This window comes from Pseudorhodoplanes sp., assembly GCA_032027085.1.
Taxonomy (GTDB): Bacteria; Pseudomonadota; Alphaproteobacteria; order Rhizobiales; family Xanthobacteraceae; genus Pseudorhodoplanes.
The window spans coordinates 3542649-3562986 of sequence record JAVSMS010000001.1 but is presented as its reverse complement, the minus strand read 5'-3'; the positions used below and the strand labels follow the sequence as shown (position 1 = coordinate 3562986).

Annotated in this window: 22 protein-coding genes; 18 read left to right on the top strand and 4 right to left on the bottom strand. The window is 58.4% G+C overall.

Annotated features, from left to right (window positions below):
• The 3 genes from RO009_17220 to RO009_17210 are packed head-to-tail and all read left to right on the top strand — an operon-like array spanning window position 1 to window position 2507.
• The gene (locus tag RO009_17220) at window positions 1-1659 is read left to right on the top strand and encodes a nitrite/sulfite reductase (protein MDT3686774.1); all 1659 of its coding nucleotides are present in this window, start codon (window positions 1-3) and stop codon (window positions 1657-1659) included.
• Window positions 1646-2179 carry a DUF934 domain-containing protein gene (locus RO009_17215; GenBank protein MDT3686773.1) on the top strand — a complete coding sequence of 178 codons (534 nt, stop codon included), beginning with the start codon at window positions 1646-1648 and terminating at the stop codon, window positions 2177-2179. The genes RO009_17220 and RO009_17215 overlap by 14 nt, the downstream gene beginning before the upstream one ends.
• A gap of 55 nt (window positions 2180-2234) precedes the next feature.
• Complete coding sequence (locus RO009_17210; GenBank protein MDT3686772.1) at window positions 2235-2507, top strand: hypothetical protein; 273 nt, start codon at window positions 2235-2237, stop codon at window positions 2505-2507.
• Between the two features lie 134 nt (window positions 2508-2641).
• Here the strand turns inward: RO009_17210 and arsB are convergent, their stop codons facing one another.
• From arsB to RO009_17195, 3 genes are read right to left on the bottom strand one after another with little or no spacing between them, the layout of a single operon-like run.
• Window positions 2642-3712, bottom strand: coding sequence for an ACR3 family arsenite efflux transporter (gene arsB / locus RO009_17205; GenBank protein MDT3686771.1), 1071 nt, complete (start codon window positions 3710-3712; stop codon window positions 2642-2644).
• The gene (locus RO009_17200) at window positions 3709-4236 is read right to left on the bottom strand and encodes an arsenate reductase ArsC (GenBank protein ID MDT3686770.1); all 528 of its coding nucleotides are present in this window, start codon (window positions 4234-4236) and stop codon (window positions 3709-3711) included. The genes arsB and RO009_17200 overlap by 4 nt, the downstream gene beginning before the upstream one ends.
• The gene (locus RO009_17195; GenBank protein ID MDT3686769.1) at window positions 4229-4588 is read right to left on the bottom strand and encodes a metalloregulator ArsR/SmtB family transcription factor; all 360 of its coding nucleotides are present in this window, start codon (window positions 4586-4588) and stop codon (window positions 4229-4231) included. The genes RO009_17200 and RO009_17195 overlap by 8 nt, the downstream gene beginning before the upstream one ends.
• A gap of 45 nt (window positions 4589-4633) precedes the next feature.
• Here RO009_17195 and RO009_17190 point away from each other — a divergent pair, with 45 nt between their 5' ends.
• From RO009_17190 to RO009_17120, 15 genes are all read left to right on the top strand, one after another.
• The gene (locus RO009_17190) at window positions 4634-4894 is read left to right on the top strand and encodes a DUF6428 family protein (GenBank protein ID MDT3686768.1); all 261 of its coding nucleotides are present in this window, start codon (window positions 4634-4636) and stop codon (window positions 4892-4894) included.
• Between the two features lie 266 nt (window positions 4895-5160).
• Window positions 5161-6450 carry a hypothetical protein gene (locus RO009_17185; protein ID MDT3686767.1) on the top strand — a complete coding sequence of 430 codons (1290 nt, stop codon included), beginning with the start codon at window positions 5161-5163 and terminating at the stop codon, window positions 6448-6450.
• Window positions 6451-7103: 653 nt separating this feature from the next.
• The gene (locus RO009_17180; protein MDT3686766.1) at window positions 7104-8336 is read left to right on the top strand and encodes an integrase arm-type DNA-binding domain-containing protein; all 1233 of its coding nucleotides are present in this window, start codon (window positions 7104-7106) and stop codon (window positions 8334-8336) included.
• Between the two features lie 449 nt (window positions 8337-8785).
• On the top strand, window positions 8786-8965 hold the full coding sequence (locus RO009_17175; protein ID MDT3686765.1) for a hypothetical protein: 180 nt from the start codon (window positions 8786-8788) through the stop codon (window positions 8963-8965).
• Window positions 8962-9237, top strand: coding sequence for a hypothetical protein (locus RO009_17170; protein ID MDT3686764.1), 276 nt, complete (start codon window positions 8962-8964; stop codon window positions 9235-9237). Before RO009_17175 ends, RO009_17170 begins: the two co-directional genes overlap by 4 nt.
• A gap of 1085 nt (window positions 9238-10322) precedes the next feature.
• Window positions 10323-11522, top strand: coding sequence for a phage portal protein (locus RO009_17165; GenBank protein MDT3686763.1), 1200 nt, complete (start codon window positions 10323-10325; stop codon window positions 11520-11522).
• Window positions 11522-12064, top strand: a complete 543-nt coding sequence (locus tag RO009_17160) for an HK97 family phage prohead protease (protein ID MDT3686762.1) — start codon at window positions 11522-11524, stop codon at window positions 12062-12064. The genes RO009_17165 and RO009_17160 overlap by 1 nt, the downstream gene beginning before the upstream one ends.
• A complete protein-coding gene (locus RO009_17155) occupies window positions 12061-13254 on the top strand; it encodes a phage major capsid protein (protein ID MDT3686761.1) in 1194 nt (397 codons plus the stop codon). The genes RO009_17160 and RO009_17155 overlap by 4 nt, the downstream gene beginning before the upstream one ends.
• Window positions 13255-13450: 196 nt before the next feature.
• The gene (locus RO009_17150) at window positions 13451-13807 is read left to right on the top strand and encodes an HNH endonuclease signature motif containing protein (GenBank protein MDT3686760.1); all 357 of its coding nucleotides are present in this window, start codon (window positions 13451-13453) and stop codon (window positions 13805-13807) included.
• Between the two features lie 99 nt (window positions 13808-13906).
• The gene (locus RO009_17145; protein MDT3686759.1) at window positions 13907-14527 is read left to right on the top strand and encodes a hypothetical protein; all 621 of its coding nucleotides are present in this window, start codon (window positions 13907-13909) and stop codon (window positions 14525-14527) included.
• Window positions 14527-14997, top strand: a complete 471-nt coding sequence (locus RO009_17140) for a hypothetical protein (protein MDT3686758.1) — start codon at window positions 14527-14529, stop codon at window positions 14995-14997. Before RO009_17145 ends, RO009_17140 begins: the two co-directional genes overlap by 1 nt.
• Before the next feature lie 17 nt (window positions 14998-15014).
• Entirely contained in the window at window positions 15015-15320 is a 306-nt protein-coding gene (locus tag RO009_17135) for a head-tail adaptor protein (GenBank protein ID MDT3686757.1), read from the top strand.
• Window positions 15321-15731, top strand: a complete 411-nt coding sequence (locus tag RO009_17130; protein ID MDT3686756.1) for a phage terminase small subunit P27 family — start codon at window positions 15321-15323, stop codon at window positions 15729-15731.
• The gene (locus tag RO009_17125; GenBank protein MDT3686755.1) at window positions 15691-17307 is read left to right on the top strand and encodes a terminase TerL endonuclease subunit; all 1617 of its coding nucleotides are present in this window, start codon (window positions 15691-15693) and stop codon (window positions 17305-17307) included. Before RO009_17130 ends, RO009_17125 begins: the two co-directional genes overlap by 41 nt.
• 7 nt (window positions 17308-17314) lie before the next feature.
• Entirely contained in the window at window positions 17315-19618 is a 2304-nt protein-coding gene (locus RO009_17120) for a tape measure protein (GenBank protein ID MDT3686754.1), read from the top strand.
• A gap of 394 nt (window positions 19619-20012) precedes the next feature.
• On the opposite strand, the gene RO009_17115 is transcribed toward RO009_17120, so the two are convergent.
• Window positions 20013-20318 (bottom strand): hypothetical protein, encoded by a 306-nt coding sequence (locus RO009_17115; GenBank protein MDT3686753.1) that lies wholly within the window; start codon window positions 20316-20318, stop codon window positions 20013-20015.
• Window positions 20319-20338 lie beyond the last annotated feature (20 nt).

The window sequence follows — 20338 nt, the reverse complement described above, 5'->3', positions numbered from 1 at the left end:
ATGTATGTTTACGACGACTTCGATCGTACGCTGCTGGAGGAGCGCGTCAGCGAATTCCGCGATCAGGTCGGGCGTCGGCTGTCCGGCCAGTTGACCGAGGAAGAGTTCAAGCCGCTGCGGCTGATGAACGGCGTCTATCTGCAACTGCACGCCTATATGCTGCGCATCGCCATACCGTACGGCACATTGTCGTCGGATCAGTTGCGCACGCTGGCGCATGTGGCGCGCCGCTACGATCGCGGCTATGGTCATTTCACCACGCGCCAGAACATCCAGTACAACTGGATCAAGCTGGCAGACCTGCCCGACGCGACGGCGGACCTCGCGCGCGGCGGCCTGCACGGCATGCAGACCAGCGGCAATTGCGTGCGCAATATCACGACCGACCAATGGGCCGGCGTCGCGCCCGACGAGGTCGAAGACCCGCGCATCTGGGCCGAGATTCTACGCCAATATTCGACCCTGCATCCCGAATTCTCGTTCCTGCCGCGCAAGTTCAAGATTGCCGTCACGGCATGCGCGCACGACCGCGCCGCGGTGCGCATCCACGATATCGGCCTGCGGCTGCACCGGAACGGGGCGGGGGAGGCCGGCTTCGAAGTGGTCGTGGGCGGCGGGCTCGGCCGCACGCCCTTCATCGGCAAGACCATCAAGCCGTTCCTGCCGAAACGCGATCTCTTGAGTTATGTGGAAGCCATTCTGCGCGTCTACAATCAGTACGGACGGCGCGACAATATCTACAAGGCCCGCATCAAGATGCTGGTGCATGAACTCGGCGCCGAGACATTCGCCGCCGAGGTCGAAGCGGAATGGCAGGCGATCCGCGAGGGCGCGCTGGCGCTCGATCCGGAGATCATTGCCGACATCAGGACGCGGTTCCGCTATCCCGATTACGAGCGGCTCGACGATGATCCGCCGGAGCTGAAGCGCGCGAGCGGCGGCAATCCGCGTTTCAGGACCTGGCTCGGCAATTCCGTTGCCAATCACAAGGTGCCCGGCTATGCGATCGTGACGCTGTCGCTGAAGCCGGTCGGCACCCCGCCGGGCGATGCCACCGCGGAGCAGATGGACGCGATTGCCGATCTCGCCGATGCCTATTCATTCGGCGAAATCCGCGTCGGCCACGAGCAGAATCTGGTGCTGCCGCATGTCGCCCAGCGCGATCTGCCGGAATTGTGGGCCAAGCTCGATGCCATTGGCGTGGCGACGCCGAATGTCGGCCTCGTCTCCGACATCATCGCCTGCCCGGGGCTGGACTATTGCAGCCTCGCCAATGCCCGCTCGATTCCGCTGGTGCAGGAACTGACCCGGCGCTTCCGCAATCTCGATTCCGCGCGCGAGCTTGGGCGGCTGCACATCAACATTTCCGGCTGCATCAACGCCTGCGGCCATCACCATGTCGGCCATATCGGCATTCTGGGCGTCGAAAAGAACGGCCGGGAATTCTACCAGATCACGCTGGGCGGCCGTGCCGACGAAAAGGCGGAGCTCGGCGCGCTGCTCGGGCCTGCGGTGTCTTACGCCGAGGTGGCGGACGTGATCGAGGATGTGGTCGCTGCCTATGTCGAATTGCGCAACCGGCCGGACGAATTGTTCATCGATACGGTGAAGCGGGTCGGCGTCGAACCGTTCAAGGAGCGGGTTTATGCCACTCGTTAGCAGCGGCCGGATTGTCGAGGACACCTATCTGCACGCGGGAGACGATGCCCCGATTACCGACCGCGTCTCCGCGCTCGTTTCGGCGGAGCGGCTTCTCGCCGACGCCGGCGCGGTGGCAAACCGCAGCGGCCGCACCGGCCTGGTCTGGCCGAACAACAGACCGGTCAGTGAGCTTGCGCCTTACATCGAACGGCTGTCATTGGTTGCTCTGGTCTTTCCCAGCTTTCGCGACGGCCGGGCCTACAGCCAGGCGCGCATCCTGCGCGAGCGCTATCATTTTCGCGGCGAGCTGCGCGCGACCGGCAATATTCTGCGCGACCAGTTTCTGTTTTTGCAGCGCGCCGGCTTCAACTCATTCGACGTCAGGAAGGCCGCCGACGCCATGGCCTTCGCCGAGGCAGTGTCGCGCTTCAGCGTCTTTTACCAGCCGGCAAGCGACGGCAGCCTGACCGCTTTCCGCAGGCGTCTTGCCGGAAAGGCTATGTCCGCGCTTGCACCAAAGGAGCGGTCTCCGGCCTGACCTTTTGGGGAAGAGGCATGCGGAACCGGTGCGGCCCCGATTGCGTTTGTCTCGCATGTCAAACGTTGTGCAATTCGAGCCCTACCGTCTGCGCAGGCGCCGGCAGAAGGTTGCCGCCGCGTGCCGCGAGGCCGTGGCGCGCACCGGTGTGCTCATTATCCAGGATGCCTCGGATCACATTCTCACGCTGACCGGCGAATTCCGCTTTTTCGAGGACGGCTTTGAAAACTGGCGTGACGGCTGCACCGCGCGGATGCCCTATGACGCGATCAAGCGGGTGAAGGTGCCGTCACACGAGCACTATAACGGCCGCCCGAATTCGGGTTAGCGGTAGCGGAGAGACTGAGATCACGATACCTGCCGCCAGTGGCGGGAGACTGCGCATGGCGCGGGTGCCCCGTCCATCAGGATTCTTGAGGTATAGAAATCTTCCATATCAGTCATAATTCCAGTGCAACACCATCAAGCGCGTGGACATTCTTTTCTGTTCTGTTTGAAGAATGATACTGAGGGAGTATGCTGTTCATACCAGCCGCGCGTGGCTTTCGCGATTTTCACTACGGACAACATTACTGGAACTTCGACTAGCACGCCGACCACCGTTGCCAGCGCCGCGCCTGAATTCAATCCAAACAAGCTGATCGCAGCGGCAACAGCCAATTCAAAGAAATTGCTGGCTCCAATAAGCGCGGCAGGCGCTGCCACGCACCACGCCACGCCCAATCGACGGCTGAGCCAATAGGCTAGTCCGGCATTGAAGTAGACTTGGATCAGGATCGGGACGGCCAACAAGGCGATGACGATCGGCTGTTCGAGTATCTGCTTTCCTTGGAAGCCGAACAAAAGAACGAGCGTCGCAAGCAGCGCAACCAATGAAATAGGCTGCAATGCCTTAAGCGTGGCATCCAATCTTGGTTGTCCGTCAGCGAGGAGAAATTTGCGGAGAAGTTGAGCGATGATGACGGGAATAACGATGTAAAGAGCTACCGACAGCAGTAGCGTGGCCCAAGGCACAGTGATCGAGGCGACTCCGAGTAAAAGGCCAACAAGTGGAGCAAACAGAAAGACCATAATCACATCATTCAGCGCGACTTGCGACAGGGTATAGTGCGGTTCTCCTTCGCAGAGATTTGACCAAACAAACACCATCGCTGTGCAAGGCGCTGCGGCCAATAAGATCAAACCGGCGATGTAAGATTGTACCTGATCCGCCGGAAGCAATGGCGCAAAGAGATGGCCGATGAAATAGCTTCCTAGTAATGCCATCGAGAACGGCTTTACGGCCCAATTAATAAACAGCGTAACTCCGACTCCGCGCCAGTGCTCCCGAACTTGTCCAAGTGCTCCAAAATCAATTTTGAGAAGCATCGGAATAATCATCAGCCAGATCAGCACAGCCACCGGCAGATTGACCTTTGCAATCTCGGCGCTCGTTATGAGCGCGAACAGATCGGGGGCGATGTGTCCAAGCCCAACGCCGACTAGGATGCAGAGCGCGACCCACACGGAAAGATATCGTTCAAAATTGTTCATGCTACATTGGGTCGCGGAGAGGTAGTACCTTCGATCTGGCCGATTTCGCGGAGGCGGCTCTGGATCGCAACTCTGTTCAGCTTTTCGAGCGGCAATGCTGTCAGCAGTTCAATGCGCTGTCTCAGCATTCGATAGGCATCTTTGAAGGCAAGGGCGACTTCCGCGTCGGAGCCGACAGCTTCAGCCGGATCGGGAATGCCCCAATGTGCGCTGATCGGCTTTCCGGGCCAGACCGGACAGGCTTCGCCTGCTGCGTTGTCGCAAACGGTGAAGATAAAATCGATAGGCGGCGCGTCTGCCTTGGCGAACTCGTCCCAAGATTTCGAACGCAGAGATGAAACGTCATAATCCAGAGATTGGAGTAGAGCAATCGTCTGCGGATGAACTGCGCCCTTTGGCTGCGCCCCCGCGCTGAATGCCCGAAATCGGCCAGCTCCGACTCTGTTCAAAATGCTTTCAGCCAGCACCGAGCGAGCCGAATTGCCGGTGCAAAGAAATAGAACGTTCAAAACCCGATCAGGCATAAGCGCGCTTTCCTTTTTTGGCAGGCGGGCAAAAGGCTTTTTCAAACGCTGGCGCGCAAATCTCAGGGCGACCCGCGCAGCAATCTTTCATCAAAAATTGGATAATGGCCGTGAGGGCAGGATAGTCCGCAGAATAAATGATCGAGCGCGCTTCACGTCGTGCCGTGATCAGGCCCGCATGTTCCAGGTCTTTCAAGTGAAAGGACACGTTGGATGGCGAAACATCGACCGCCTCAGCAATCGCGCCCGCCGCCATTCCATCCGTGCCAGCTTGCACGAGAAGCCGGACAATCCGTAGCCGGGTCTCCTGAGACAGCGCACCAAAAGCAGTTGTTGCTTGACGCTCGTTCATTGAACATCCTACACTTCAACAAATGTTGAAATATGGATACCTCAAATGCTCGCACTCGCCAAGCCCCAATCTGCACCGGAAATTTCGATTGCTCAGCTTTTGGAGACGCTTGACGTTCAACGCGGCAAAAAGCTGATTTTTCAGTACAACGGTCGCAATGTTCGCCCGAGCTATCACGTGACCGAGGTAAAATGCGGCGCGTTCAAAGCGATAGACTGCGGTGCCAATCCCGAAAGCTGGCACGAGACCTTCATTCAGCTATGGGACATCGTGGAGCAAAATCGGCAGCACATACCGGTTGGATAATTTCTGGCGATCATGGGTAAGGTCGCTGAGGCTTCCCTTTCACCCCGAAGCCAAGTTGACATTTGAAGTCAACGACGGCGTCACGAGCCCGTGCGGCTGCGGAGATTGCGCAAATACAAAAGTTTAAGAGCACCTTGCAAAGCGGGTGGCGTTGATCCCATTTCAAGCGGAAGAGCCCGTCGGCGTCGAGCGCCTAAACTCACTTGCGGCCTCGGTAGCGGAGAGTGGTGCCGCATCTCGTCTTGTAGCTAAAATTGCAATCGTGAATGACAACAGAACTTGATCAGTTGCCAAAAATTGCAGCCCGCCTGGTTTCGGAGCGCCTCAACCAGGAATGCTTCTGCATTACGCTCGACCGAGACGCACTGTGTCACGCGCTCGAACGGGAGGTCGGCGATCCGGACTTCTGTGCAACCTTTATCAAATCGCGGCCGCATCTGTTCTCAAATGCTCCGGTCTTCCTGTCGGAGGCAGACACCGGGGGGATGGTTCGGATCGTAAATGCCATTGAAGCCGCGACCCGAATGCTCGCCTATCAAGATGCCGTGTTGTCTTGGGCCCCTGAGATTGCGCGACGTGATTTCGGACCGCGTGGCGTGTTCATGGGTTACGACTTCCATCTTGCTGCTGACGGGCCGAAGCTGATCGAAATCAATACCAACGCGGGCGGCGCCTTTTTGAATGCGTTGCTGGCCAAGGCACAACTGGCCTGCTGCAGCGAAATCGAAGTCGCGATGAGCAGATCCGAAGCTGCGGGTTTTGAGGCGGCTGTCCTGCATATGTTCCAGCGTGAGTGGGTGCTGCAGCGCGGGGGTGGCGTGCCGCGGAAGATCGCGATCGTCGATGATCGGCCCGAGGAGCAGTATCTCTATCCAGAGTTTGTCGTGGCCCAGCGAGTCTTTGTGAAACACGGCATCGAAGCGGTGATTGCCGATGCCGGAATGCTTCGCTATGAGCGCGGTCAGCTACTCATCGGAAGCGAACCGATTGATTTGGTGTACAACCGGCTGGTTGATTTCGCGCTCAATCGTCCTGAACACGTCGCTCTGCGCGCTGCATATGAAAATAACGCTGTTGTCGTCACGCCGAATCCACGCGTGCATGCGCTTTATGCCGATAAGCGTAACTTGTCGCTGTTGTCTGATCACGCTGCACTACGCGCTTGGGGGATTCCTGCGGAGTTGATTTCGGATCTTGGGGGAGTGCCGCGCACGGTGCTTGTTACCCCCGACAATGCGCAGCGTCTTTGGGAGGCTAGGAAGCGGTTGTTCTTCAAGCCAGAGGGCGGACATGGAAGCAAGGCGGTCTATCGCGGCGACAAGGTGACCAAGGGGGTGTGGGCGGAGATTGCTCGCGGTGGATACGTTGCTCAAGAATTTGCAGCACCCAGCGAGCGCATGATCAAGCTGGATGGTTTGCCGCAGACCCGAAAGACTGACGTTCGGCTCTACGTCTATGACGGTCAGGTGCTGCTCACCGCGGCCCGCCTCTACCAAGGCCAGACAACGAACTTCAGAACGCCGGGTGGCGGATTCGCGCCGGTTTTCGTCATTTAGACCTGCGCGTGCGATCTGCCTCAGTCTGCAGCCGGGCTCAACGACATAGCCACGGATTGATGGTCAAAGTGCAGGATCGGCAGCCCTTCTGGCCCCGTAGCCGCGTGGCGGGACGGGAACGTGCAGGCGCCGGCGAGATCTTGCCAAGACCGCGGCCGGAGACGCCGAATTGCTTTGCCAGGGTCGCTACGGGCGATTGCCACACGAGCGCATAGAGTTGGTCGCGCGTCAGTTTATGAGTGAGAGGCTTGTGCGCCATCGGATCGCTCCTTTGCGGTCGTGATCACAACATTCGACCACACCAACCTGGCGCGCCGAGAGATCTTGCTTCGGCGCAGGTGCATGGAGCGCGTGCGCAGCAACGAGCAGAAGAAGCACCGATGGTGAGCGCAGCGGGAAAAAAACAGGGGGCGGAATGTGGGGCGAAATCCGTTCGCTCGCAAAAAAATGAATCCGTACAAATAGATAGATGAAATACTGGCGGAGAGGGTGGAATTAAACTGAAGCTCTCACCGAGTTTCAGGTTCTTCCATCTGCGTCATTAACGCACTGATTTTTATTGAATATCTGTTGAAATAGTTCTCACCGGATTCCAATTTCTTTCACCCAAGCGCAGGCTGCCGATAGGGCAGATGCTAGGGCAGGATCTTGGAATGACGATTTCGGGGGCGCGCACCCTTCACCGATTGTCGGCGCGGTTCGTTGCAACCGTTGCTGCTCCAGGCCGGCATGCAGACGGCGGCAATCTATATCTTTCGGTTTCCCCCAACGGGGGGCGCCGCTGGGTCTTTCTGTTCCGCTGGGGTGGCAAAACCCGCGAGATGGGTCTGGGATCCGCCAGAGCGGTCAGTCTAGCCATTGCCAGAAAGAAGGCCGCCGCAGCACGCGAGCTGCTGGCTCAAGACCAAAACCCGCTCGTAGTGCGAAGAGTTGAAACCGCGGTTCCAACGTTCGGCGACGTCGCAGATGCGCTGATTGAAGCGATGAAGCCGAGTTGGAAAAATGAGAAGCACGTCGCTCAGTGGAAGACGACTCTTACCGTAGACGCTGCGCCCCTGCGAAATTTGCTGGTCTCAAAGGTGACAACAGACGATGTCTTGGGCGTCATCAAGCCGATCTGGAATATAAAGCCGGAGACAGCTCATCGCCTTCGCGGCCGGATTGAGCGTGTCATCGACGCAGCTAAGGCAAAGGGCCAATTCAAGGGCGAAAACCCGGCGCGATGGCGCGGCCACCTCAGTACCGTTCTGCCAGCTCGCACGAAGCTATCTCGCGGCCATCATGCTGCAATGCCATTCGCAGAAGTGCCGGCGTTTATCCAACAGCTTCGCTCTGAGGTAACGATTTCGAACTTGGCGCTCGAACTCGTCATTCTAACCGCCGCAAGATCCGGAGAGGTCCGCGGCGCTGCTCCTGCCGAGCTTGATCTTCGCGATAAGGTTTGGACTATTCCTGCCGTCCGAATGAAAGCGCAACGTGAGCATCGCGTACCACTTACCAATCGAATGCTGGAGATACTCGAACAGGCGGCTTCTCTCGGATTTGAAAGTGATCAGTTCGTATTCAGCGGAAGAGCGCCAGGTACGGGGCTAAGCGTGATGGCACTGACAATGGCGCTTAGAAGGGCGGGCGCCGGCCAATTCACAGTGCACGGGTTTCGCAGCTCGTTCCGCGACTGGGTATTCGATGCCACGACCTTTCCACGCGAGCTTGCCGAGGCTGCCTTGGCGCACACCCTCGATGACGCTACAGAGGCGGCATATCGCAGGGGTGACGCATTGGCCCGTCGTCGCAAGTTGATGAATGCGTGGGAAGCGTTTCTAATTTGCAGTCCCAAGGAAAATAAAGTCGTTGCGTTGGAAAAAAAATTGAAAGCGACTGGATGAGTTTCGCAGCTCTTGAAATCGATCGAAACGCGTGGCAATGATTCGGTTGTCGCGGTTCGCGAAAGCGAACACTGGGTCTGACGCATAGTCGCAGACATCGACGGTCCGAAATGGTTCGGGCTCTCAGAAGGATTTCTACCCGCCGCAGCGGGAGATCCTAACTGAGGGCCGCCACTGCGGAGGCACCCTCGAAACGAGAGGATGCCAGTAGTGTCAAGAACTCAACGTAGACCTGAAGCTAGCCATCCACCCCCGACGCCTCACTTCCTTTCTTTCAAAGAAGTCATGGCCGATTCCGGGCTGGGCTACGCCACGATTTGGCGGATGATCAAACGCGGCGAATTTCCGTCGCAAGTTCAGTTGTCGCCTGGTCGCGTGGGCTTTCGAGTCGACGCGTACAACGCATGGAAGGCCAGCCGCACAAACCCAACACTCACGGAGGATAAACAATGAGCAAGCGAGTTGATATCATCGATGCACTGAATTCAGCGCGCAGGATGGTGAAAGTCGGACACCTCGCAGCGCATGGCTCGCCAGAGCAGGACGACGGCACCGCTGATTCGATTGCTGACGCGCTCCGCATCGCACTCGACCGTATTGATGAAGCGATAGAGATCGCAGAGCGATGAGAGATGAGAAGATCAAAGCTTTCGCGGAAGGTTTCGCAGAGTCGCTTTTAGGCGGCATCAAGATGGTTGAGTTGACCGTCCCCGAGAAAGATCGCTCCGGGGTAGGTGATGCAATTGCAGCCAAACTTGGTGCCATTCTGCGCAACGGCTTATCTCGTCTTGGCCTCTCAGACTCCGAAGTTGAGACAAGAGCTCACGAAATCGAAATCATGGCTCTTGATCAGATCAGAAAATGGAGACTGGAACAGATGGATCCGGAGGGATCTGCCTAATCGGTCGCAAACAAAAGCCCCGCCGGTGCAAACGGCGGGGCCTTTTTGGAGAACCATTGTGCCTGGCAGCACGCAACGAATATACAATCCGTCACAAAACACCGCAAGCCAGACGCGAACAATCAAAAGGTTGTCGCGCCTTCATATCCGAATGTTCCGCCGAAGAGCGGAGCTTGGAAGCTTGGTTGCCCATAGAGCTGAACATCACACAGCGTTATTTGATCCGCAGGCGTGGGCAACGATAATTGCCGATATTGTCGTGTTCAGCAGGAGGGGGCTGGACTATTTCACATTTGCAGATTTGGCCGAGAAAGTCGGCATTCAGATTGACGAGGCGACGGCGATGCGAGCAATCCGCCGAACCTCCGCAATTATGGAGCGGAAGGGAAGGTTTTATCGCCCCATTAACGCGACTGTCGCGGGCCGCCTTCTCGACGTGACGACGGAGGAAAAGCTCCTCCTTGGCCTCCGAACGTTTCACGGCGTTGACGAAGTAGCGGCCGAGCGGAAGAGCCGGCTAGCGGATGACCGGCGTCGCCGAGACAGGGAGCGCAAGAGACGTGCCCGGGCCGCCAAGGGCGCCGTCCAGCGACCAGTGTATGAAGCTCAAAGCAATTCCGCCCGTGAGCCTTGGGCTGAGTTCGGCTATTCGCGTCGGACTTGGTATCGCAAAGGCTGTCCAATGCCTGGCACAAGTGTGTCCACCCACAATCTAAGGAATAGGACAGTAGGTGGACGGACCTGTGCCACACCGCAAGAACCGATAGCCCAGGGCGCTGAGCAGAACCGGCCGGCGCCCCCCATACGCCGGAGGCGTTCAGCCGGCCGGTTCGTGATGTTGGAAAAATCCTCGAAGCGCAAAAGTGGCGCATTCGATGTTGTCTACCTCAAGCTCGGTATTGATGTGGAGTTCGCCCGAACTGCGCGATTCCAGAAGCTGATTTCTAGCGCAGTGATTCGGAGTGACGCGCACTGCCTCGCGAATGTGAGTCGAAACGCGAACAACATGAAACTTGCCGCAACAACCTGAAACAGCGTTTTAAGGCTGACTTGCATGGTGACTCACGTGGACTCATTGTCCGCGCATGCTCCACTGGTTCAAGCACGCTTCCGAGCGAAAAAGCGCGGCGATTTCAGCGCCGGCGCCGTGGCTGTTCGAGCTGTTTGGTTCCGCACCGACGGCGGCGGGCAAGCACATAACGCCTGTGAGCGCGCTTCGCGTGCCCGCGGTGGCATGCGCAGTCAAAGCGATCAGCGACACGGTTGGAACGCTACCTTGCAAGGTGTTTCGTCGCACTGAGGGGGGTGGCAAAGAACAGGATCCAAATCATCCCGCGTTCGAGCTCGTGCACTCGTGGGCGTCCGACTGGCAATCCGCGGGCGCGCTTCGAAAGCAAGTCACTGTCGACGCGCTGCTGGAAGGAAATGGCTATGCCCTGGCCAACAAAGTCACTGGCCGAGCTATAGAGCTTATTCGCCTTGATCCAAAGTGCGTGACGCCGCGAGAAAACGAGGTCACGGGCGAGCCGCAGTATCTCTATCGCAGTAGGGCGGGCGTCGAACGCGTCTACGCTTATGACGAGATAATCCACATCGCTGGATTGAGCTTAAATGGCCTCAAAGGTGAGGCAGCAATCCAGATTGGCCGCGAAACCATCGGCATTGCGTCAGCGGTGCAAGAGCATGTTGCACGTCTATTTTCGAACGGTGCGAAGCCGGGAGGCATTCTCCGAACGGAAAAGAACCTCAATGAGGTAGCGATCAATAACATCCGAAAATTGCTCGAAGCTCAGCATGCGGGATCGAGCAACGCCGGAAAGGCGATCATTCTGACGGATGGCTTTGACTACACACAAACCGCCTTGACGAGCGTTGATGCGCAACTGATTGAGATTTGGCGGCTCGTTATCGAAGAGGTTGCCCGGCTGTTCCGCATACCGCCGATGATCATTATGGATTACGGCCGTGCGACCTGGAACAACTCAGAAGCTGCCGCAAAGGAATGGTTGGCATCTCTCTTGGAGTGGCTCCGTCAGTGGCAAGCCGGATATGTCCGGACGCTTCTGAGCCGTGAGGAACGCAAAACTCATATCGTTGATTTCATCACGGATGATCTGCTTCGCGCTGATTTTGCCGCACGGACCGAAGGCTATACCAAGCTGATCGCTGCGCGCGTCGTGAATCCAAATGAGGTTCGCGCCAAGGAGAATATGCCGCCTTACGAAGGCGGCGATGCCTTTGTGAATCCCAATATTGCGCCGGCGCCGGCCGCGGGAGGTCGGTGATGAACGAGCGCCTTGCCATCGAGATTGATACCAAGTCGGTCGGTGAGGACGGCGTTTTCACCGGCTATGCGTCGATCTTCAGCAACGAAGATCTAGGCCGCGACATTGTCGTGCCCGGAGCGTTCGAGAAATCACTTTCTCTCCGTCCGGCTGGCAAGGTGAAGATGCTTCGTTCCCATGACCCTTCCGAACCAATCGGGGTTTGGACGGAGTTGAAGGAGGATCGCAAGGGCCTCCTGGCCAAAGGCAAACTTATTCTCGACACGACAAAGGGACGCGAGACCTATGCGTTGATGAAGGCAGGCGCCTTGGATGCGCTGTCGATTGGCTATCGTTCGATCAAGGATCGCATCGATCGGGTGAAGGGCATTCGCTTTCTAGAACAAATAGACCTGCGCGAAATCTCCGTGGTCGTGTTCCCGATGAATCCACGCGCTAGCATCGCCAGCGTGAAGGGCGATGACGATTACGCGCGCGCGGTAGTGGGGGCTATCAACCGTGCCCAGGCGGCACTCCGCGGCGAGGAGGCCGCCAGACGATGAAGCACGTCAATCCAGCTCTTGAAACAAAGAACGCACAGGAAGTTGATGGGAAAGATCCGGTGATGCAGGCCCTAGACGGCCTCACGACCGAGTTCGGAGATTTCCAGAAGAAACAAGACACGCGCTTTACCGATCTTGAGCAAAAGACGATTGCCAAGGTCGTTGAACGCATCGACAAGCTCGAGGCCAAAGTCCAGCGCCCTGGCGCGGCCGCACCGGCCAGCAAGGAAGAGGCGCTCATTCTGGAGAGGAAAGCGCTCAACACGTTCCTTCGGTTTGGTCCTGCCGCCCTGGACGACATGGAGCGCAAGACTCTCAATCTCACCACTCCGGCGGCAGGCGGCTACGTCGTTGCCCCCGAATATTCCACACAAATCATCGAGGCGATCACTGAATTCAGCCCGATGCGTGCGCTCGCCTCGATCATGGGCGTCGGGACAACCGAAGTCTATCTGCCGGTCATTACCGGGAAGATCGCGGGCGGCTGGGTAACCGAGACCGGCGCACGCCCGTCTAGCGAGCCGGTGTTTGACCAACTCAACATCAAGACCTTCGAGCATGCGGTAATCGTGCCGATCAGCGTTCAGTTGCTCGAAGACGCCATGATCGATCTGTCCGCGTATATCTCGGGCCAGATCGGTCAGCAGTTCGGCAAGGCAGAATCTGCGGCATTTGTCACTGGCGACGGCAACGGCAAGCCAACGGGCTTTCTGTATTCGCCTGCCGACTATCAGCAGGTGAGTGCCGCTCAGGATGGCTCCGATATCATCGAACGGATCATCGAACTCTACTACAAACTGCCGACTGCCTACGCGGCCCGCGGCGCGTGGCAGATGAACCGCAAGACCATGGGTATTATTCGCGCCGCGGCCGATACGACGACCAAAGGAACACTCTGGTCGGATGGCTTGGCAAATGGCCAGCCAGCGACATTGCTGGGACGTCCGGTACGCGAAGCCGTGGACATGGAAGATCTGCAGCACGGCGGCTCACCGACGGAAGACACTTATCCAATCGCCTTCGGTGACTTCGCTTCTGCCTATCGCATCGTCGACCGCGTCGGAGTGCAGATCATGCGCGACGATTACACCGGCGCTGACAACGGCATCGTGAAGATCCGCGCACGGAGGCGCGTCGGCGGCAAGAAGGTGCAATCGGAAGCGATCGTTCTGTTGAAGGGAGCGGCCTAAACGAGCTTGGCGCCGTGTTCATTGAGGGCCGTTGCGGTCGGTCCAACATCGGCAAGTCGGCCTCTCCGGCGCCACCCATAAGGGACAGTGGGAGCCAAGGCCGACAGGATCGCGAGCACCAGCCGTCCTCAGCGGTTAAGGGCTCACAGCGGCCGGCGCTTCCTTTCAGCGTCGGCCGCCTCAATAGGAGCGATGCATGTCAATGCGTGCACCACGGATATGCGGATGCGGTTATCGCATCGCGTCGGGCTCTCAATGCCCGTGCGAACGCAAGCGGGAGCATGAGCGCAAGGCGCGCCACGACGCGCGTCGACCGTCTGCCCGCCAGCGTGGCTACACAGCCGAGTGGGACAGTGCATCGCGCGCGTTCTTGCTGCAGTCGGAGAACTACTACTGCGCATGCGGTTGCGGCCGCCGCGCTGACACGGTCGACCACATCAAGCCGCACAAGGGTAATCGGGAGCTCTTCTGGGACCGCAGCAATTGGCAGGCGATGGCGTTCCAGTGTCACAGCTCGAGGAAGCAGCGTGAAGAGAGGAGAGCGCACGCATGAGCGGGGGGCGGTTCAAAACTTTGCCAAACAGGCCGGGACCGGCGGGGGTTCCGTCGCGCGCGATTTTTTTGAATTCGGCCCCCGGAAATGGAGGGCCCGATGAGCCTTAAGCTGATCAGCGCCCCACAGGCCTTGGCCGTAAGCGAGCAAACCGTCTGGGATCACCTCCGGCTGGTTTTGGCTGACCAGGGCACTAGCCCGCCTGAGGAAGCCCCTGAGGACCGGGCGCACGTCAGAGGGTTGATCGAGGCGGCCATTGGAGAGGTCGACGGCATCAACGGTCTGCTGTCGCGCGCGCTGATCACCCAGACTTGGCAATTGCGGCTCCACCGCTTCCCGCGAGTCGTTGAACTGCCACTTCCGCCACTTCAGGAAGTGCTTGAAGTCTCCTATCGTGATCCTGCCGGCACCCTTCAGACGCTCCCTGAGACGGCATTTCAGGTTGCCGGCATCGGTGACGAAGGAAAAGGGCGTATTGAGCCTCTGGCGGGCTCGTATTGGCCGGAGACGGGCGACTATGTTGAAGCTGTCCTGATCACGTTCCGGGCAGGATACGGCGACACTCCCGAGGACGTCCCCGCAACTATTCGCAGCGCAATTCTGGAAATTGTAGCCGCACGCTACGCCTTCCGGGAGTCGATCACGCCCGCGGCACAGTACTTCATGCTGCCTCGCTCCGCAGTGAACGCGCTCGAAAACTACCGGGTGTGGGCACTCTGATGGCCACCCGCTATGTCAGAGGTGATCGCGAGACCGTAGCGGCCTTCCGAGAGCTGGCGCGCTACGTGGCTACGCCAGCGAACGAAGCGAGCCGCTATGCGCTGCGACCGCTCCTGGCAGAAGCAAAGCTGAATATCGATCGGATGGACATCAGCCTGTCGGGGCTTCTCAAGCGCGCACTCACAATCAAGCGCGACAACCGCTCGCCGCGCACCAGGCCGAGGTACCTCGTTGGACCGCGTGCGGGCAGTCCTGCGGTCCGGTACGCGCATCTGGTCGAGCTCGGGACGGATCCGCATCCCAACGCTGGTCAGTTCCCGGACACACTGCATCCCGGAACGACGCCAAAGCCTTTCTTGCGCATGGCCTTCGAAGCAACCAAGGAGCTTGTCGTTCAGCGGTTCGGAGAGCGTATCGGACCTGCCATCGAGGCGAGGGCGGCGAAGCTTGCAAGAAAGGTAGCACGCTGATGCCGACCGCAGGCTCCATGGATCGCATAATTTCGGTCCTCAGGCCGACGATCGTCGGCCGCGACGATTTCAACGAGCCCCGCTACGAATGGCTTCCCGTGCATCGCGTCTGGGCCGGCAAGAAGCAAAACAGCGAGGCCGAGCGCTTCGATGAGCACACGAAGGAGCGCTACGGGTTCAGCGCGGTGACCTTCAAGACAAGATATATCGCCGTGTATGTCACTGACCGCGTCATTTGCGAGGGCACGCAATACGATGTGAAAGGCGTTCGGGAAATCGGCCGCCGCGAAGGTGTGGAAATAGTCTGCGAGGCGCAGACGTGAATGCGCGGCAGATATCCCGAACTGAAGCCAATCGAGGGCGGCTTGTCAGATCTTCCGCCAGCTCCGTCTCACATTCCGAAGTCAGCACGCCCCGATTGGGATCGAGTCGTTGCCGATCTTCGATCTCGACAACTGCTGCACGACAGCACATTGCCTCTAATCGCGTCATACGTGATCGCAATTTGGCAGATAGCGGAGTGTGTGAAAGCTATCGAGAAAGATGGCGCCTTCGTCCGCACCAAGACTGGCGAACCCAAGCCGCATCCTGCTCACGGCCTGATGAACAAGGCAAACGAGATCGTGGCGAGGCTGGGAGGCGAGCTTGGCCTGTCGCCGGCCGCGCGCTCTCGCAAGGGCATGCAGGGCCACGATGAAAAGCCAGACAGCGACGCGACCGCATTGGGTGTTTGATGACTCGCCGATCCCGGATCCTCTCGGTCATGGCGAGCGGGCGGTCGGATTTTTCCGTGCGCTGAAGCATCCTCTGTCGACTGCACAGGACCGAGGCTTCGGTCTGCCCCGCTTCTGGGAGCGCATAGTCCGCCGGATCTACGGGCCACGCCACCTCGATGGCAGGCGCATTGTCCGAACCGTTTTCATCATGATTCCGCGCGGGGCCCGCAAGACAGCCACGATTGGTGGCGGTCTGGGGCTGCTGCATTCGATGGGCCACGAGAAGGTTGCGCTTGGCCAGGTTATGCTTGGTGCCGGTGGCGAGGAACAAGCGGAATACGCCTTCGACGAAGCCGTGGGCATGGTGCGCTCAACGCCGGCGTTGAGAAAGAAGGTGAAGATTCGCAGCGATTATCTGGAGCACCAGGACGCCGGCTCGACGCTGCGGCTTCTTTCCGCTGAGGGCGATATTTCTCACGGCAGCACGCCGTCGGCGGTCTTCCTCGATGAGTTGCATACCTTCAAGAACCGCAAACTTTGGCGTGCCCTAAAGACTGGCCTGATCAAGAGCCCCGGAACTCTGCTCTGCATCACCACGACCGCCGGCCGTAGCCAAACGGGTCTCGCTTGGGATGAATACCAATACGCTAGACGCGTAGCGTCCGGCGAAATTCCAAACGACGCCTATTTGCCGATTATATTTGAGCCGCCGCCAAACGCGGACTGGCGAGACGAGGATCTCTGGCACTACGTCAATCCAGGGCTAACGGAAGGATTTCCCGTTCTCGAAGAAATGCGCGGGGCCGTGCGAGAGGCAATGCACAAGCCCGGCGAGGAAGATGACTTCAAACAGTACAATTTGAATTTTTGGCTCGATAACGCGCTATCTCCGTTTGTCGATATGGCCGCCTATGATCAGGCCAGTGACCAGATCAGCCTTGCGGATTTGAAGGGCCGGCCGTGTTGGCTGAGCGTGGATTTGTCGTCCACCACCGATCTGACGGTCATCCTCGCTGTCTGGCGAGACGATGACGACGGCTACACGGTGCGGCCGTGGTTCTTTTGTCCGAAGGCGAACCTCCAAGAACGCCAGGACCGCACGGGCGCGCCCTACTTGGATTGGGCCAACAAAGGATTGATAACGACAACCGAGGGGAACGTCGTCGACTTTAGGGCGGTCGAGCGCACAATCCGCGACCTGTGCGATCGTTTCGATGTGCAGGAGATCGCATTCGATCCCTACTTGGCGCGCCAGGTGCAACCTCAGCTCTTGGAGGACGGCCTTCCTGTTGTGGATTTCAGGCAGGTGCCGAGCCTCATGATGCCGGCGCTAACTGAGTTGGAACGCGCAATTGTTTCCGGACGGTTCCGCCACGGTGGGCACCCCGTTTTACGGTTCTGTTTTGCCAATGCTGAGGCAGAAAGAAACAAACACGGTCACCTAACTAGCCTTCACAAGTCCAAACGCTGGCTGAGCATCGATGGCGCGGTCGCGGCCGCGATGGCCGTATCACGAGCCAGTGCAGGGCAGAACGGGCGCTCGATATTTGAATCCGAAACCTTCGATCCACAGAACTACGTCGTGACAATGTGAGGCAACCATGGCCGCGCAAATTGGAAGCATTTACGTTGGATTGACCGCGGACCTGCAGCGGTTCGTCGGTGATTTTCAGCGTGGCGAACGGACCGTCACGGCGTTCAGCAGGAACACTTCTCGTCACTTGGCGACCGTTACTGCCCACAATGCGGCGATGACAAAGTCGATCGCCACATTGGTGCCCGCCTATAGATCGTTGGGAAACGCACAGGCGTTCATGGTTCGCGGGCTTGGTGTCGCTGGTCTCGGCATTTCGGCGGCTGGAACCGTCAGCGCGATCACGTCAGCGGCTGGCCAGTACGTTACCCTTCAGAACCAGCTTAAAGTCACAGGATTGCAGGGCAGGGAACTTCAGAGCACGATTTCAGGCCTGACGGATATCGCACAGCGACACGGCGCTGCCATCGCGCCGCTTGCAGTCCTCTATTCGCGCGCATCGCAGGTCCAGAAAGAACTTGGCGCTTCGTCTGCCGATCTGATGAAATTTACCGACGGTGTCGCGCTCGCGCTTCGTGTTTCGAGCTCCGATGCCGAACAAGCTTCAGGAGCGTTGCTGCAGCTTTCGCAAGCCTTGGGCAGCGGTACGGTCCGAGCGGAGGAATTCAACTCAGTCAACGAAGGCGCGCGCCCAATACTGCAGGCGGTCGCTGCTGGCCTTCTGGAAGCAGGCAATTCGGTATCAAAGCTGCGCCAGCTTGTGCTCGAGGGCAAAGTATCCTCGGAGGCGTTCTTCCGGGCATTTCTCGCGGGTATGCCTCAATTGAGCGCTCAGGCTGCAATGACGGAGGCCACTGTCGGACAGGCAACGAACCGTATTTCGAATTCCTTCATCGGCCTGGTGGGTAAAATTGATGAAACGGTCGGAGCATCGAAGTCTTTTGCGCAAAACCTAAACAATGTGGCTTCGGTGATCGATCGCGTGCCGGGAGTGATCGACGCTCTGAACTCACGACTTAAAGGAACTGAAAAATACTTTGATCGCCTGGCAATTCATCCGTTCTTCGGTCTCCTGGGCCGTCTCGCCAACGTAAAATTTTCCGCCGAAGAGGCTTTGCGGGCAGGGGCGCTCAATGTGCCGGGTGCCGACAGCGAAGAGGTTCGCAAGCTTGTCTCGCTGACAAAGGAAATTGCCGATTGGGAGAAGCAGCTTGCCGACGCGCGGGCAACGGCATCCGCAACGGGCCTTGATGTTGACCGCCAGCGTCTCTCAATGATTGAAGCGACCGTGAAGGCCTTGCGCGAAGAGGAACAAGCCATCAGTGCCACGACGCGGGCCGCGGTGAATTCGTTTCTCTCGGGTAGTCAGGCAAGCGCGCGACGGATTCCGGAATTTGCCTTGTCGCAGGAAGGCCGTGCTCCCTACGTGCCGTCGGTGAAGCCAGTCTCGCTGGCCGACTTCAAGCCACCAGCAGCCAAGCAGGACAACGCGGCAACGCTCAACGAGTATGAGCGAGCCACAAGATCGATCAGCACCCGATCAGCAGAAATCGAGCGGCAGACCAGGACCATTGGTGCCAGCACGTTCGAGCAAGCCAGATCCCGGGCTGAACTCCAGCTTCTGACCGCGGCCGAGCGGGCAGGCGCGCAGGTCACGGCTCAACGTAGAGAGGAGATCGCCCGCCTCTCCAATGAATATGCGACCCATGTCGTGGGTCTGGAGAAAGCGGAAAACAGTCTTGAGAGACTTTATGAGCGGCAGCGCTTCTTTGCGGAGACTGCATTCGATGCGTTCGATCGGCTCGCGCTCAGCGGTGAAAAATTCGACGATGTTCTGAAAGACATCACAAAGAACCTTATGAAGGCAGTCGTTCAAGCTGCGCTTCTGGGAACAGGCCCGTTTGGGAGAGGCAATGTTGGCCCCAGCGGCGTGGGGGGTCTTTTCGGCGCAATCGGAGGCATGTTCACCGGCGGCAAGTACGACAGCGGCGGCATCGCCGGCATGGTCGGGTTCGGTCCGAGGACCAAGATAGGTCCGATTCCGATTGCGGATAGCGGCCTTGGCCCGCGAAACTTCTTGAGCATTCTCGAAGAGGGCGAGGCGGTGCTGACCCGCCAGCTCACCGGCCGCACCATGAGAGTGATGGATGGTCTCTCACGCATCGGCGGCGGTGGATCGGGCATGGAGATCCACGTCCATGAAGCGCCTGGCGGTGATAAAGCGGACGTTCGTCGGTCGCCAGATGGAAGCCGCATTGACGTCATCATGCGCCGGCAGGTCGACGACACCAGCGCCGGTCTCGTCGATAGCGGCGAGAGTCGTTTGAACAAGTCGCTGGAGCGTCGCTACGGCCTTCAGCCGAAGCTGTGATGGCGACGAGTTAGGGCTTGCCCGTGCAGGACTGGCTCGCCAACTAAGCCGCCATTGCTTATGCGTACAGTTACCGTCAATGTTGATTGTCAACGTTGGACGACGCTCCACAACAACCAACACTTACCTGTTTTTTTTAACGCCACGGCGAGCTTGGCGGCCGCTCCAATCAGCGACGCGATGCCCGCCACAAGCGATGCAATAAAGGTAATGAGTGTCGCCAAGTCAAACATATGCAGAAAACGAACTAGGACACCCATCGTTCCTGACTGGTCCCGTTGCGCTGCGCAAACTACGGAATCGCGATTTGTCCGGCAAACATATCGATTTAGTTCCGAACATCCGTATCATGATGTCGCAGAAAGCGACATGAGGACTTACTTCGCCATGGAGTCTAGACGGGTATCTCCAAAATCTTGTTCGCGCCGTCCTCCTTGTCGTATACAGACACCTGAAGCTGAGAAAAGGCCGATTTAATCAATAGCCCTGCCGCTTCAGCTTCAGCAGGTGTGTCAAACGATCGCTTTGTCTGGCGATCAACTTGCAGCCAATAGCGCCCGAGTTCAGGCTTTCGCGCTTGCGAGGATATGACCTCGGCTTCAGGCTTCTTCTGAATTGTTGCATCAGCGACATTTGTCTGCGACATCGCTTCCTCTTCAGGCGCAGACTTTTCACGCAACTTGACTGGAATCCTGGCCATGTCGGCTCCTATGTGGGAGA